Source organism: Bifidobacterium sp. W8104 (assembly GCF_016100735.1).
Taxonomy (GTDB): Bacteria; Actinomycetota; Actinomycetes; order Actinomycetales; family Bifidobacteriaceae; genus Bombiscardovia; species Bombiscardovia choladohabitans.
On sequence record NZ_JACFRW010000001.1, the window covers coordinates 2040168 to 2052354 of the forward strand.

Sequence of the window (12187 nt, forward strand, 5' to 3'; positions counted from 1 at the left end):
CAGTGACCTAAGCGACGACGATACCGACCTCCGCCACGCCCGCCGAGCCAGCGCATCCTCCTTCCAGACCGGGTCCGAGGTGGACCGCCGACTGCGGCTCATGCTCTTCCTGTCCGCACACCTGGGCGAGGAATTCTCCCTGGCCGAGCTGGCCGATCGCTTCATCGGCCACCCCAACAGCAAGGAAGAGCTGCGCAAGTACGTCAATACCATCCACAAGGACATCAACACCCTGACCACGGTCTCGGACGACGGGGAGATGGCCGGCAGCCAGTTCTTCGACATCGACTGGTCCCTGCTGGACGACAGCGGCATCGTCTCGGCCACCAACTCACTGGGCTTGGAGCGGCTGGCCGGCATTTCCCCCCAGTACCTGAGCATGCTGACCGCTTCGCTCAACTACCTGGCCCATTCGCCCCTGCTGCCCGAGCAGTCCCGCAGCCAGGCCGAGTCACTCTACCAGCGCCTGCGCACGCATGTCGGACCGGGTGAGACACCCTGGCTCTCCCTTACCGGGTATGAGACCGAGCCCAAGAGTTTCTCGGTGGTCCGCCGGGCCATCAAGACCGAATCACTTCTGGACATGGAGTACACGGACGCTGCCGGACGCACCCGTCGCAAGGTGGTGGCCCCTGCCAAGATCTTCGTGGATGAGGGCGTCTACTATGTTGCCGCCTGGACCGATATTGGCGATGCAGCAGAGGGCACCGAGGCCGCGGACGCCCCCTCTGATTCCAGCCGCCACCTCAAGCATGGCACCGGGCGCAACCGACAGTGGCAGGTTCTGCGAATCGCCAGAATCGAGCATGCGACCATCGTCAAGCCCGGCCACAAGGTGGAGTTCCCGGATGTGCCGGTCAGCGAACTACGCAAGTGGTCCTTTGACAACGGCACGGCTGCGGTCTTCATCACCGACCGGCCGGATCTGCCCTACATCAAGTCCCTTCCGGGCGCTTCGGTGGAGCCTTGTGGATCCGGGCAGAAGGTCCATTTGACCGTCTCCTCTGACTCCTGGTTCGTGGCCTTCTGCATCGCCCACGCCAAACACATCACTGCAGTGGCACCCAAGACCCTGCGCACCATGATCCTGGCCCGTGCCCAGCGCGAGATCACCATCAGCGACGCTCACGACAAGGAGCAGGACCGGCACTAGTCCCGGTCGGAGAGGAGTCCCATGCCTGGATGGATCTGGATCCTTCTGGTGATCTTCATGCTGGCCATGCTGATCGGGGGAGCCGTCTACGCCATCCGCCACGCCATGGCAGCCAGCCGCTCCATAGGGCGGGTCTCGGACGATCTGAACCGCCACATGCCGCAACCCCCGGCAGCTGGGCGGTCCCAGGCACCGGATAGGACCAAAGGTCCGGCCTTCGCGCTGCCCCTGTCGCAGTCAACCGAGCGATACAGCCAGGCCCATGCCCTGGTGCTGGAGCGCAAGGAGCAGCGCAGAAGGAACCACGGCCGCATCTGGCTGCGGTGGAAGCAGTTCAATAGGTAGTTCTTGGAGGAACATGTCAGGTCATCGTCACCACGGACAGGATTCATCAGCATCCGAACCGGGGCCGGCGGAACGCTACGCCCGCTTCAGTCGTCACCGCAAACGCATGACCGGGGCGCCGGCACGCTTTCAGTCCAAGCTGCCCTTCCCCCTGGATGACTTCCAGCTGGAGGCCATCACCGCCCTGGAGGATGGCGACAACGTCCTGGTGGCCGCTCCGACCGGCGCCGGCAAGACCATAGTGGCCGATTTCGCAGTATTTTTGGCCCAGGAGCAGAACGTCAAGACCTTCTACACCACCCCCATCAAGGCGCTGAGCAACCAGAAATACCATGACCTGGTCGACCGCTATGGCGAGGACCGGGTGGGTCTGCTGACCGGCGACACCTCCATCAACTCCGAGGCGGACATCGTGGTCATGACCACCGAGGTCCTGCGCAACATGCTCTATGAACGGTCCTCCACCCTGACGGCCCTGAAGTACGTGATTCTGGACGAGGTCCACTATCTGGCCGACCGCTTCCGGGGGCCCGTCTGGGAGGAGGTCATCATCCATCTTCCGGCCTCCACCCGGATTGTGGGGTTGTCTGCCACCGTGTCCAACGTGGAGGAATTCTCCGACTGGATCTCCTCGGTGCGTGGACGCACCCATCTGGTGGTCTCCGAGCGCAGACCCGTGCCGCTGGAGCAGCATGTCCTGGTCCAGGCCGACAGGCATACCGAGCCCGAGATCCTGGACCTGTATCGGCATGATGGATCTGGAAAGCAGACACCAAAAATCAACCCGCGTCTGGTCTCCCGGCTGGCCCAGTTGGACAAGGCCGGACAGGAGCGCATCCAGGCCCGCGACAAGGGGCATCATCATCGCCATGGCCGAGGCGGCAGACCGGAGCGGCGGATGGGGGAGCGGTACCGTCCAAGCCGGGCCGACGTGGTCGATGAGCTGGACTTCATGGACATGCTGCCCGGCATCTACTTCATCTTCTCTCGCACCGGCTGCGACCAGGCCGTCCAGCAGTGCATTCGGGCGGGGTTGCAGCTGACCACCGACGAGGAGGCCCGCCGAATACGGCACATCGTGGACTCCATGGCAGCAGGGCAACTCAGCAAGGAGGATCTCAAAGCGTTGGGATTCTCCCAGTTCCGCTTCGCTCTGGAGCAGGGCTTCGCCGCCCATCACGCCGGCGTAGTCACCCTCTTCCGTCAGATAGTCGAACATTTGTTCGAGTTAGGGCTGCTCAAGGTGGTCTTCGCCACCGAAACCCTGGCCCTGGGCATCAACATGCCCGCCCGCTGCGTCGTGGTCGAGAAGCTGGAGAAGTTCGACGGCACCGGGCATGTGGCCCTGACACCCGGTGAGTTCACCCAGCTGACCGGTCGGGCCGGCCGACGCGGCATCGATGACATCGGCCATGTGGTGGTGGTCGATCACCGGGACTTCAGCCCCAAGACCATGGCAGCCCTATCCAGCAGGAGGGTCTACCCGCTGCACTCCAGCTTCCGGCCTACCTTCAACATGGCCGTCAACCTGCTCAATTCCTCCAGCTACACGCGTGCCCGGGACACCCTGGACCATTCCTTTGCCCAGTGGGAGGCCAATCGATCGGCCTCGGAGCTGGAGGAACGCATCGAAACCCTGACCATCGGCCTGGAGGACTACCGGAAGGCCGCCCAGTGCAGCCGTGGCGATCTAATCGAGTTCATGCGCATCCGTTCAGCCCTCTCCTCGGCCCAGAAGAATGATCGCCGCCGCCTGAAGCGGCAACGATTCACCAGCGAGAAGGCCCGCGACCGGGCATTCCGTGACCTTGACCGGCACATCGACCAGCTGCGCGAGCAGGAGCGCAACCATCCCTGCCGCCAGTGCCCGGACCTGCCCAAGCACCTGCGCTGGGGGAACCGGTGGATCCGCATGGACAAGGAGCTGCAACGCACCCGTGAACAGTACGAGTCCAAAACCGGGTCAGTCTCGCGCCAGTTCGACAGGATCTGCCAGATTCTGGCAGACCTGCACTACACCCGTCCCGTGGACCCTGACGACTGCCGACTGACCAGGAAAGGCCAGCTGCTCCGGCGCATTTACAGCGAGCAGGATCTGAGCCTTGCCGAGATTCTGGATCGGGGCATCCTCGACGATCTGGAGCCCCCCGAGCTGGCGGCCGCAGTCTCCGGACTGGTCTATGAATCCCGCCGTGGGGTAGGGGAGCAGCCGGGGGAGAGGGCCGGATACCGGGCTCCCGGGCTGGTTGAGGCCATGGAGGATATGAAGCGTCAGTGGTCCCAGGTGCAGGAACGCTGCGATCAGGCCGGATTGGAACTGCCCCCGGAACTTGACTTTGGCCTGGGGCCGACCATCTACGACTGGGCCTGTGGCGACTCGCTGACCACCATCCTGCGCGACAGCGACCTGACGGCGGGGGACTTCGTGCGCAACGCCAAGCGCCTGTCCGATGTGCTCACCCAGATCGTCCAGGTGGAACCCTACCTGGGCAGGGGAGGGCATCACCTGGCCAGGACTGCCAGCATCGCCGCCGACCAGGTCAATCGCGGCATTGTGGCTTACACCGGCGTGGAGTGAACACGGGCCCAATCAGGGAATAAGTTTCAGGTCAACACTGTTCTGTAGCTTGGAAGCAGGACGGACACGAGTATGGAGGAATCATGGCAGAGCGCAGTCTTCGCGGCATGAGCATTGGGGCGAAGTCCCTGGAATCCGATCAGAATGTGGACTTCGCGGCACGCAGCGAGGTCGCCTACATCTGCCCCAAGGGCCATCGGACCATTCTGCCGCTGGCTGAGGGTGCAGAAGTGCCACAGGAGTGGGAGTGCCGCTGCGGGCAGATCGCTCACCTGGAAGGACATGACGAGCAGGAGTCCGGCAAGACCGGCAAGCCGACCAGGACCCACTGGGACATGCTGCTGGAGCGTCGGTCCGAAGACGAGCTTAAGGCTGTGCTGGACAAGCGCCTGAAAATGCACCGAGAAGGATGGTTCCCCGACTATGAGTAAATCACCGCGCCGCCTGGTTCTCTTGGATCTGGACGGCACCCTGACAGCTTCTCATCCCGGCATTATCGCCTCTGTGATACAAACTTTCAAAGAGCTTGGTCATCCTGTGCCCGATGAGGGCGCGCTTCGACGATTCATCGGACCAGCTATCGAAGTATCCTTACGCCACAACGGCATCAGAGAGGAAGACGTCGACAGGGGCGTTCAAATCTACCGGCGTTATTACAGCGGGATAGCAGCCTTCGAGGATCCGGAGCATCCAGGACACCAGGTCCCTGGACGCCTGCTCGCTACGGTCTTTGACGGTATTCCAGAACAGCTGAGTCGTATGCGTCAGCATGGTCTGACAATAGCTGTAGCCACCTGTAAACCCGAGTATCAGGCTCTGCCGGTCTGTGACCACTTCGGGCTGACGCCGCTGGTAGATGGTGTCTATGGAGCAAGCAAGGACTCCACAAGGATTACCAAGGCCCAGGTCATCACCTACGCACTTGAGAAGATCGGTTGCAATGCAAAGCTCGGCGACAGGGCCCTGATGGTCGGTGACCGCTGGACCGATGCCGATGGCGCCTTGGAAACCGGTCTGGACTGCCTAGGATGCCGCTGGGGCTATGCCGAACCCGGAGAACTGGAATCTCACGGCTGCTACCGAATCATCGAGCAGGTCGACCAGCTGTGCCAAGCTGTCGATGATTACTTCGACAACGACCATACCCAGCACTGAGTCGGCCAGAACCGCATAGAACCACATTTATGCTTTAGGGGGCCACCCGAGATCACCCGGGTGGCCCTTGATAATTGTGAGCGATGCTCTTGCAACTTCACCGAAACGACCATAATAAAGAAACCATGAAATCGCTGGAAAATCACCGGAAAACGGCAAAATCGAAATCATGACCTAGTAAGCCGATAATGTACGTTATGTCAAATTACTTATTGTTTTTCTCCCCTATTTAGCTCGCCATATGCTGTTCGCCAATGTTGTCCTCGTCGATTCATGCAGCCCGCTGACGTTGCTCATGCTGGTGCTCCAGACGCTGGCGCAGGCGCATGGCCGTCAGTTCATCGATGGGCCGCTCAGGCAGTCCCGGGGTCAGCTGTCCGGTAGTCAAATCCACATGATCGCAGGTCTGCAATTCCAGATCCATCCGATGCCAGATTGCGCCCACAGAGATAGCAAACACGGCACGCCCGGACTGCATCAGCGCGAAGACCTGATCCGGGCTTGAACATTCGGTGACCTCTTCACCGTCGCAGACCACGGTCACATGCTCAAGCTGACCGACGGTCCGCCGCTCAAGATAAGCCACAGTGCTCGTAGCGTTGACAAGGTTGACACCGGCATCCAGGAGGCGCTTGAGGACAGCCAGGATGACCACATCCTTGAAGGAATAAAGCCTACGTGAGCCTGAACCGTGCGAGGCCTTGATGGATGGCTCTACAATCCGTTTGCGAGCCCAATAATCCAGCTGCCGATAGGTGATGCCGGCAACCTTGGCCGCGACCGTGCCCCGGTAGCCCCGGGTCGTGCCCTCGGCCTGCTCAGGCGAAAAGAGCTCACCCTGGACTAGGGTCGGCGCTTCTTCGGCCATGTCAAGCCCCCTGTCAGTTCTTGGAGATGACTGCCCGATTATCGAAGTAGACCAGCCTGAACTTGCCGATCATGATCTCATCGCCGTTGTGCAGGTCGGCCTGGTCCACGCGTTCACGGTTGACATAGGTGCCGTTGAGACTGCCCGTGTCCTCGACACGGAAGCCATGATCGGTCCGCACGAAAATGGCGTGCGCACGGGAGACCGTCGAGTCGTCCAACAGAATGTCCGCTTTCGGATCGCGCCCCACGCTGACCTGGTCCTCGTCCAGCAGATAGCGCGATCCCGACACCGCTCCCCTGGTAGAGATCAGTAGGGCTGTACCCTCAGGCAATCGGGCCATGGTCTCCAGGTCGTCCTTGGTCAGTGGACGGTCACCGTTGGAGGTGACTGGAATATTCAGGGCCGGCATGCCGATGATGGTCGTCTCGCCCGCAGTGGGAATAGGTTCTGTCATAACTGCCTATTCTACAGGCTTTGCATACTGATAATCCTGCACGCGTCGAACCTGGTCGATTTTGACACTATCGGACTGGTCCACTGATACGGATGCATGGAATTGCACCTTGATCCGCGAGCCCACTCCCCCGGCTATCTGAATGGCATTCTGCAGGCTGTCCGGATCCCCGATGGCCTTGACGACATAGGGGCTGTGCAGCTTGGCGTGGTCGCACTGCAGGCCGGTGCGGGTATCCAGCAGATAGGTGTTGGTGACAACCCGGACATCGTTGAAGGATATGACCTCAGCCCCGGCATTGCGCAACTCCTCGATCAGGTTGAACATGGTCGAGGCATCCACGCGGTCGCTGTCCTCAGTGACCGTTACGACCACTCCCCTGCCCTGGGCCGGCAGCCGTCCGGACAGGATGCCGCTGCTCTGTTCGTTCTGCTGGGCGATGCGGGCGGCCTCCTTCTGCTTGTCGGCGGCGGACTTGATGGAGGTCAGCTGCTGGTTGAGCTGGCTCTTGCGCTCCTCCAGCTTGTCTACCTGGTTGCTGGTCTCGTCCAGCACCCGCACCAGCTCTTCCTCGGACAGGCTCTGGTAGGAGGACTGATTATTGCGCACCTGGACCGCGTACCCGAAGCCCAGCAGGGCGCACATAAGGGCCACCAGGACGCTGGTGACCAGCCTGACCCTGGTGGCGTTGGAGTTGAGTGTGCGCAGAGGCCGCCGACGAACCACCGGGAAAGCACCGGTCTGCGTGTCGTCGGATGGAGCCCTGACCCGTCCAGGCCGCCTGGGCGGAATGCTCTCGGGCATCTGTTCATCGCGCTTTTTCCTGAGGGTGTGTCTCATGTGCTCACCCCTTGAAAATGAACCGTCGGATAGCGGAGACGTTGGAGAAGATGCGGATACCCAGGACCACGATGACGGCCGTGGACAGCTGGGAGCCCACACCCAGCTGGTTGCCGAGGAAGACCAGAAGAGTGGCGGTGATCACGTTGGAGATGAAGGAGACCACGAAGACCCGGTCCGAGAAGCTGCGCTCGAAGTAGGAACGGACCGCGCCCATCAACGCGTCCAGGGCCGCCACCACCATGATGGGCAGGTAGGGCTGCAGGACGATGGGAATGTCGGGCTTGAGGAAGATGCCCGCCACCACACCTAGGATCAGGCCGAGAATTGCCGACATGTCAATGACTCCTTCCGGCATAGGACAGATTGGGCAGACCTACAGCGTTCAGGTTCAGGCGCCGCTGCTTGGTCACATTGACGGTGATGTTCGCGTTCTTCAGGTCACGCAGGCGAGTCTGCAGATCGCTGCGAGCCATCAGATCAGACAGAGCACTCTGGTCACCGATGGCCTCGATCTTGTAGGGTGCCTCGATGGAGGCAGTCCCCACCAGGATGGTCTGACCGGCCGTGCGCACGGAGGTCTGCGTTCCTATTCTATTGCCGTTGATGGCGATAGCCTCGGCTCCCGCAGACCAGAGCTTGGTCAGGAACCACTGCAGGTCCTGGTCCGTGACCAGTTTGATCTGATCAGCGTTGTCCCGGGAATCCTTGGAGGCTATCGGGTTGGCCAGGGTGATGACGATGCCCTGGCCCTGCACCTTGCTGGTGCCATTGGTCAGATCGTCGGCGGTCTGGGTGCTGTTCTGGCCTTGGCCGCCCACTTGACCCGACAGTGTGTCGATATTGCCGTTGAGGTCGGAAATCTGCCCGTTGAGGTCGTTGGCACGCTTGCTGACCGCTTCCACCTGGGTTATCAGCTTTTCGCGCACCTTCTGACGTGGGTCCCGGTGCAACACCTGAACTATGCCCGTGCCCGCCAAGCCGACCAGCACACAGATGACGAAGACCAGGATCCTGTTCACCCAGACGCTCAGGGGCGACCTGCGCTCAGCGGGCAGCAGGCGGGCATCCTCGAACATGGGATCCATGGGACGGTTGGTCAGATCATCGATCAGCCTCAGGGACTCATCGGCCATGCGCCGACGAATGGACTCCTGGGCGGGCTCGGAGCTCTCCTGATCCACATAGTGACGTTCCAGACCAGCGGTGGAATGCGAAAAAGCCGCCCGGCGGTGAATCAGGGCACGGTCGGGCGGCACGGGGAAGGATTCAGGTGTCATCTGTGGCTCAGTCATGATGGCCGTCCTGACGAAGCAGCCCAATACCTTGACGTGCGTAGATCAGCCCCGCCAGCCAGTAAAGCGCCACACCCCAGATGACAGCTGCAAGAGCCACAAGATGGAAGAAGCGGAAGAAGGCCGAAGTGCCCACATCCGCAAAGATCAGGGCAGGTATGGCCAGCATGAGCACGGCCGTCCCGGTCTTGCCCGCGAAATGGACCGGCAGAGGGCCATAGTCGTGCTGGGCCAGCGCCAGAACCAGCAGGCCCATGAGCACATCCCTCGCACCGACCAGGGCCAGAAGCCACCAGGGCAGTATGGAGGCGATGCTCAGGGCAAGGACGGAGCAGAGAATGAGCAGGCGATCGGCAACCGGGTCCAGGATCTGCCCCAGCTTGCTGACCTGGTTGAACCTCCGTGCAATGATCCCATCCACCCCATCCGACAGGGCCGAAATCAGCATGACCACCAGGGAGATGATCAAATGGCGATTGGCCACCAGGTAGGCAATAAGGGGTATGGACAGGATACGGAGCATGCTGATCACATTGGGTACCGTGAGAATCACGGACCGCGGCTCAGGGCTGTACCTGCTGCGTGAAATTCGATCGATCAGTGCCATCCGACTACATTCTAGAAGCTTGAAGGGCTGTTACAAGGATGGCACGCGCACCAATCTCATAGAGCCGGTCCATGAGGTTGTTCACCTGGTCCCTGGGGACCATGGCCCTGACAGCCGCCCACTGCTTGTCGTGCAGGGAGGAGACCGTCGGGGACTCGTACCCGGGCGTGATGCCTACAGCCATGGCTACACGCTCGACCGGGATGTCGTAATCCATCAGTACATAGCGGCGGGCTGTCAGCACACCCTCCAGCCTACGGGACATGACCGCCAACCGTTCATCATTCGGATCCAGGCGTGGCGACCTGATGAGAATACCCTCCGACTTCAGAATGGGATCACCGAAGACCCGAAGCCCGGCGTTGCGCAGGGTGGTGCCGGTGGAGACCACATCGGCGATCAGGTCGGCTACTCCCAGCTGAACCGACGACTCCACCGCCCCGTCCAGGTGGATCAGTTCGGCCTTGAGCCCCTTGCTGGTCAGGTAGTCCTCAAGAAGCCGGTCGAAGGTGGTGCCGATCCGCTTGCCGTCCACGTCCGGCAAAGTGCTGATGGAGCTGGTCTCCGGAGCGGCGAACCTGAAGGTGGAAGCGCCGAATCCCAGCTGCGTAACCTCGACGGCACCGGTACCGGAGTTGAGCAGAAGATCACGTCCGGTGATGCCCAGATCGATGGTTCCCAGGCCGACATAGACCGCTATGTCGTTGGGCCTTAAGTAAAAGAGCTGGATGTCGTTGTCGACGTCATCGACCACCAGTTGCCGGTCGTTGGAACGCAGACGATAGCCGGACTCTGACAGCAGCCTCCATGCGGGCTGGGACAACATGCCTTTATTGGGCACCGCGACCTTCAACACGGTAACCTCCTAATTGCGGAAGCGAATCTACAGCGGGATGGGAACGGGGGTCACAGATACCTGTAGACATCCTCCAGGGTGATGCCCCGATCGATCATCATGACCTGGATGTGATACAGCAGCTGGCTCATCTCCTCGGCGGTCCGCTCCTTGCCCTCGTACTCAGCTGCGATCCAGGTCTCTCCGGCCTCTTCATTGATCTTCTTGCCGATGAAATGCGTGCCCTTGTCCAGCTCGTCAACGGTCAGGGATCCTTCCGGGCGCTCCTTGGCCTTGGTCGTCAGCTCCTCAAACAACCCGTCGAAGGTCTTCATCTGGCTATCTCCATTCTTCCTGCGAAACCTGTCAGTCCTTGTAGCTTACCTGAGCGGCCTGCCTGATCTGGTCAATGGCCTTGGCCGGGTCGTCAGCACCGTAGACCGCAGAGCCCGCCACCAGAACATCGGCCCCAGCCTCTGCCACTATGGGAGCCGTGGTGGGGCTTACCCCGCCATCCACCTGAATGTGGGTCTTCAGGCCGCGGGCGGTGATCTGGTCACGCAGGCGGCGGGTCTTGGGCATCTGATTGTCCAGGAACTTCTGGCCGCCGAAGCCCGGCTCCACGGTCATGACCAGAATCATGTCAAACTCATCGAGAATATCGAAGATCGGCTCCACAGGCTCGGCGGGGCGCACGGCCAGGCAGGCCTTGACCCCCATGTCGTGCAGCTGGCGGGCCAGACGGACCGGGGCATGGACGGCTCCGGTGTGGAAGGTGACGGAGGCGACACCCAGCTTTGCGAATTCAGGGGCCCAACGGTCGGGGTCCTCGATCATCAGATGCACATCCACCGGCAGGTCGGTCACCTGGCAGATGCGCTCCACTACGGGTTCGCCTAGCGTCAGGTTGGGAACGAAATGGTGGTCCATCACATCCACATGGACCATATCGGCATTGGCAATAGCCTTGAGATCCCGCTCCAAGTTGGCGAAATCGGCGGAAAGAATGCTGGGTGCTATCTGAATGCTCATAAAGATTATTCTATGTTGTACGGAAGACCGGTGGCGCCGGTTTGTGGCTCAATTGCAAAGGTTCCGACCCCTGGGTGGCCGACCCCTGTCCTACTTGCTCCGGGCCTCGGATTCCTGACGCACCTCGAGCTCGGTGATGGTCCTCAGCTTTTCGGACAGCAGGGAGGTCGGCTTGCCCTTGCGCATTATGAGGACGAAGGCCGCAGCCGCCAGGAAGAAGACCGTCATGGAAACCCAGACGTTGATCCTGACCCCAAGGAATTCGTGGGCGAAGTCGATGCGAAGGGCCTCGATCCAGGTGCGCCCCAGGGTGTACCACATGACATAGAGGGCGAAGAGGGATCCGGCCTTGAGCACATTCACCGCCTTGTGGCCGATCCAGACCAGGAGGGCCGCGCCGATCAGGTTCCAGATCATCTCGTATAGGAATGTGGGCTGAAAGAGGGTGCCGGTCGGGCAGGTGGACCCGTCGTAGCACTGTTCGCTGCTGCCGATGGCGGAACCTGCCGCATCGATCTTCAGACCCCAGGGCAGCGTGGTGGGAGCCCCGTAGAGCTCCTGATTGAACCAGTTGCCCAGTCGCCCGATGGCCTGGGCAACCAGAAGGGCCGGAGCCACGCTGTCGGCCAGCAGGGCCGTCGGGTAATTCTTGTGACGACACCAGGCCCAGGCCGCCAGGGCTCCCAGGAGGACGGCACCCCAGATGCCCAGACCCCCACGCCAGATGCGCAGGATGTCCGCTGGGTTGCCATCAGCTCCGAAGTAGCGTTCCGGAGTGGTGATGACGTGGTAGAGCCTTGCGCCGACTATGCCGGCCGGTACCGCGCAGATGGCGATGTCCAGAATCTGGTCGGTCCGGCCACCCTCCTTCTTCCAGCGCCTGTCCGTAATCCAGGCAGCCACGATGATGGCCAGGAGCATGGTCAGGGCATAGAACCTGATGGTGACCGGCCCCAGTTGGAAGCTGGATATTCCCGGCGATGGAATGTAGGCAAGCGTCATAAAGCTCCAATCTAGCCCCT

General features: G+C 61.2%; 14 protein-coding genes and 1 pseudogene. 5 read left to right on the top strand and 10 right to left on the bottom strand.

Annotation, left to right across the window (positions count from 1 at the left end; genetic code table 11):
* Positions 1 to 55: 55 nt before the first annotated feature.
* From H3U89_RS08580 to H3U89_RS08115, 5 genes and pseudogenes are all read left to right on the top strand, one after another.
* Positions 56 to 1153: pseudogene (locus H3U89_RS08580) on the top strand (helix-turn-helix transcriptional regulator); the annotation flags it as partial.
* Positions 1154 to 1174: 21 nt separating this feature from the next.
* On the top strand, positions 1175 to 1498 hold the full coding sequence (locus H3U89_RS08100) for a hypothetical protein (protein WP_198179567.1): 324 nt from the start codon (positions 1175 to 1177) through the stop codon (positions 1496 to 1498).
* A gap of 13 nt (positions 1499 to 1511) precedes the next feature.
* Positions 1512 to 4076, top strand: coding sequence for a DEAD/DEAH box helicase (locus H3U89_RS08105; protein WP_198179565.1), 2565 nt, complete (start codon positions 1512 to 1514; stop codon positions 4074 to 4076).
* An 83-nt stretch (positions 4077 to 4159) separates the two neighbouring features.
* Complete coding sequence (locus H3U89_RS08110) at positions 4160 to 4507, top strand: RNA polymerase-binding protein RbpA (RefSeq protein WP_045935333.1); 348 nt, start codon at positions 4160 to 4162, stop codon at positions 4505 to 4507.
* Complete coding sequence (locus H3U89_RS08115; protein WP_198179563.1) at positions 4500 to 5231, top strand: HAD hydrolase-like protein; 732 nt, start codon at positions 4500 to 4502, stop codon at positions 5229 to 5231. Before H3U89_RS08110 ends, H3U89_RS08115 begins: the two co-directional genes overlap by 8 nt.
* Before the next feature lie 271 nt (positions 5232 to 5502).
* Here H3U89_RS08115 and H3U89_RS08120 read toward each other — a convergent pair whose 3' ends face one another.
* From H3U89_RS08120 to lgt, 10 genes are all read right to left on the bottom strand, one after another.
* Positions 5503 to 6099 (bottom strand): MerR family transcriptional regulator, encoded by a 597-nt coding sequence (locus H3U89_RS08120; protein WP_198179561.1) that lies wholly within the window; start codon positions 6097 to 6099, stop codon positions 5503 to 5505.
* Between the two features lie 13 nt (positions 6100 to 6112).
* Positions 6113 to 6556: an FHA domain-containing protein gene (locus tag H3U89_RS08125; protein WP_015021766.1), complete on the bottom strand. Its 444-nt coding sequence runs from the start codon at positions 6554 to 6556 to the stop codon at positions 6113 to 6115.
* A 6-nt stretch (positions 6557 to 6562) separates the two neighbouring features.
* A complete protein-coding gene (locus tag H3U89_RS08130; protein WP_198179559.1) occupies positions 6563 to 7396 on the bottom strand; it encodes a DUF881 domain-containing protein in 834 nt (277 codons plus the stop codon).
* Between the two features lie 4 nt (positions 7397 to 7400).
* Positions 7401 to 7733: a small basic family protein gene (locus H3U89_RS08135; protein ID WP_015021764.1), complete on the bottom strand. Its 333-nt coding sequence runs from the start codon at positions 7731 to 7733 to the stop codon at positions 7401 to 7403.
* 1 nt (position 7734) lies between these two features.
* Entirely contained in the window at positions 7735 to 8691 is a 957-nt protein-coding gene (locus H3U89_RS08140) for a DUF881 domain-containing protein (RefSeq protein WP_198179557.1), read from the bottom strand.
* A complete protein-coding gene (locus tag H3U89_RS08145; protein ID WP_198179555.1) occupies positions 8684 to 9298 on the bottom strand; it encodes a CDP-alcohol phosphatidyltransferase family protein in 615 nt (204 codons plus the stop codon). The genes H3U89_RS08140 and H3U89_RS08145 overlap by 8 nt, the downstream gene beginning before the upstream one ends.
* A gap of 4 nt (positions 9299 to 9302) precedes the next feature.
* Positions 9303 to 10154, bottom strand: coding sequence for an ATP phosphoribosyltransferase (hisG, locus tag H3U89_RS08150; protein ID WP_198177825.1), 852 nt, complete (start codon positions 10152 to 10154; stop codon positions 9303 to 9305).
* 50 nt (positions 10155 to 10204) lie between these two features.
* Positions 10205 to 10468 carry a phosphoribosyl-ATP diphosphatase gene (locus H3U89_RS08155; RefSeq protein WP_046322855.1) on the bottom strand — a complete coding sequence of 88 codons (264 nt, stop codon included), beginning with the start codon at positions 10466 to 10468 and terminating at the stop codon, positions 10205 to 10207.
* Positions 10469 to 10499: 31 nt separating this feature from the next.
* Positions 10500 to 11165, bottom strand: coding sequence for a ribulose-phosphate 3-epimerase (gene rpe / locus H3U89_RS08160; RefSeq protein WP_029678892.1), 666 nt, complete (start codon positions 11163 to 11165; stop codon positions 10500 to 10502).
* A 90-nt stretch (positions 11166 to 11255) separates the two neighbouring features.
* Positions 11256 to 12167: a prolipoprotein diacylglyceryl transferase gene (gene lgt / locus H3U89_RS08165; RefSeq protein WP_198179553.1), complete on the bottom strand. Its 912-nt coding sequence runs from the start codon at positions 12165 to 12167 to the stop codon at positions 11256 to 11258.
* Between the last annotated feature and the right edge of the window lie 20 nt (positions 12168 to 12187).

Excerpts from the sequence above, each read along its gene's own strand:
- H3U89_RS08100 (WP_198179567.1), top strand. The coding sequence starts at position 1,175 with ATGCCTGGATGGATCTGGATCCTTCTGGTGATCTTCATGCTGGCCATG.
- H3U89_RS08105 (WP_198179565.1), top strand. The coding sequence starts at position 1,512 with ATGTCAGGTCATCGTCACCACGGACAGGATTCATCAGCATCCGAACCG.
- H3U89_RS08110 (WP_045935333.1), top strand. The coding sequence starts at position 4,160 with ATGGCAGAGCGCAGTCTTCGCGGCATGAGCATTGGGGCGAAGTCCCTG.
- H3U89_RS08115 (WP_198179563.1), top strand. The coding sequence starts at position 4,500 with ATGAGTAAATCACCGCGCCGCCTGGTTCTCTTGGATCTGGACGGCACC.
- H3U89_RS08120 (WP_198179561.1), bottom strand. The coding sequence starts at position 6,099 with ATGGCCGAAGAAGCGCCGACCCTAGTCCAGGGTGAGCTCTTTTCGCCT.
- H3U89_RS08125 (WP_015021766.1), bottom strand. The coding sequence starts at position 6,556 with ATGACAGAACCTATTCCCACTGCGGGCGAGACGACCATCATCGGCATG.
- H3U89_RS08130 (WP_198179559.1), bottom strand. The coding sequence starts at position 7,396 with ATGAGACACACCCTCAGGAAAAAGCGCGATGAACAGATGCCCGAGAGC.
- H3U89_RS08135 (WP_015021764.1), bottom strand. The coding sequence starts at position 7,733 with ATGTCGGCAATTCTCGGCCTGATCCTAGGTGTGGTGGCGGGCATCTTC.
- H3U89_RS08140 (WP_198179557.1), bottom strand. The coding sequence starts at position 8,691 with ATGACTGAGCCACAGATGACACCTGAATCCTTCCCCGTGCCGCCCGAC.
- H3U89_RS08145 (WP_198179555.1), bottom strand. The coding sequence starts at position 9,298 with ATGGCACTGATCGATCGAATTTCACGCAGCAGGTACAGCCCTGAGCCG.
- H3U89_RS08155 (WP_046322855.1), bottom strand. The coding sequence starts at position 10,468 with ATGAAGACCTTCGACGGGTTGTTTGAGGAGCTGACGACCAAGGCCAAG.
- rpe (WP_029678892.1), bottom strand. The coding sequence starts at position 11,165 with ATGAGCATTCAGATAGCACCCAGCATTCTTTCCGCCGATTTCGCCAAC.
- lgt (WP_198179553.1), bottom strand. The coding sequence starts at position 12,167 with ATGACGCTTGCCTACATTCCATCGCCGGGAATATCCAGCTTCCAACTG.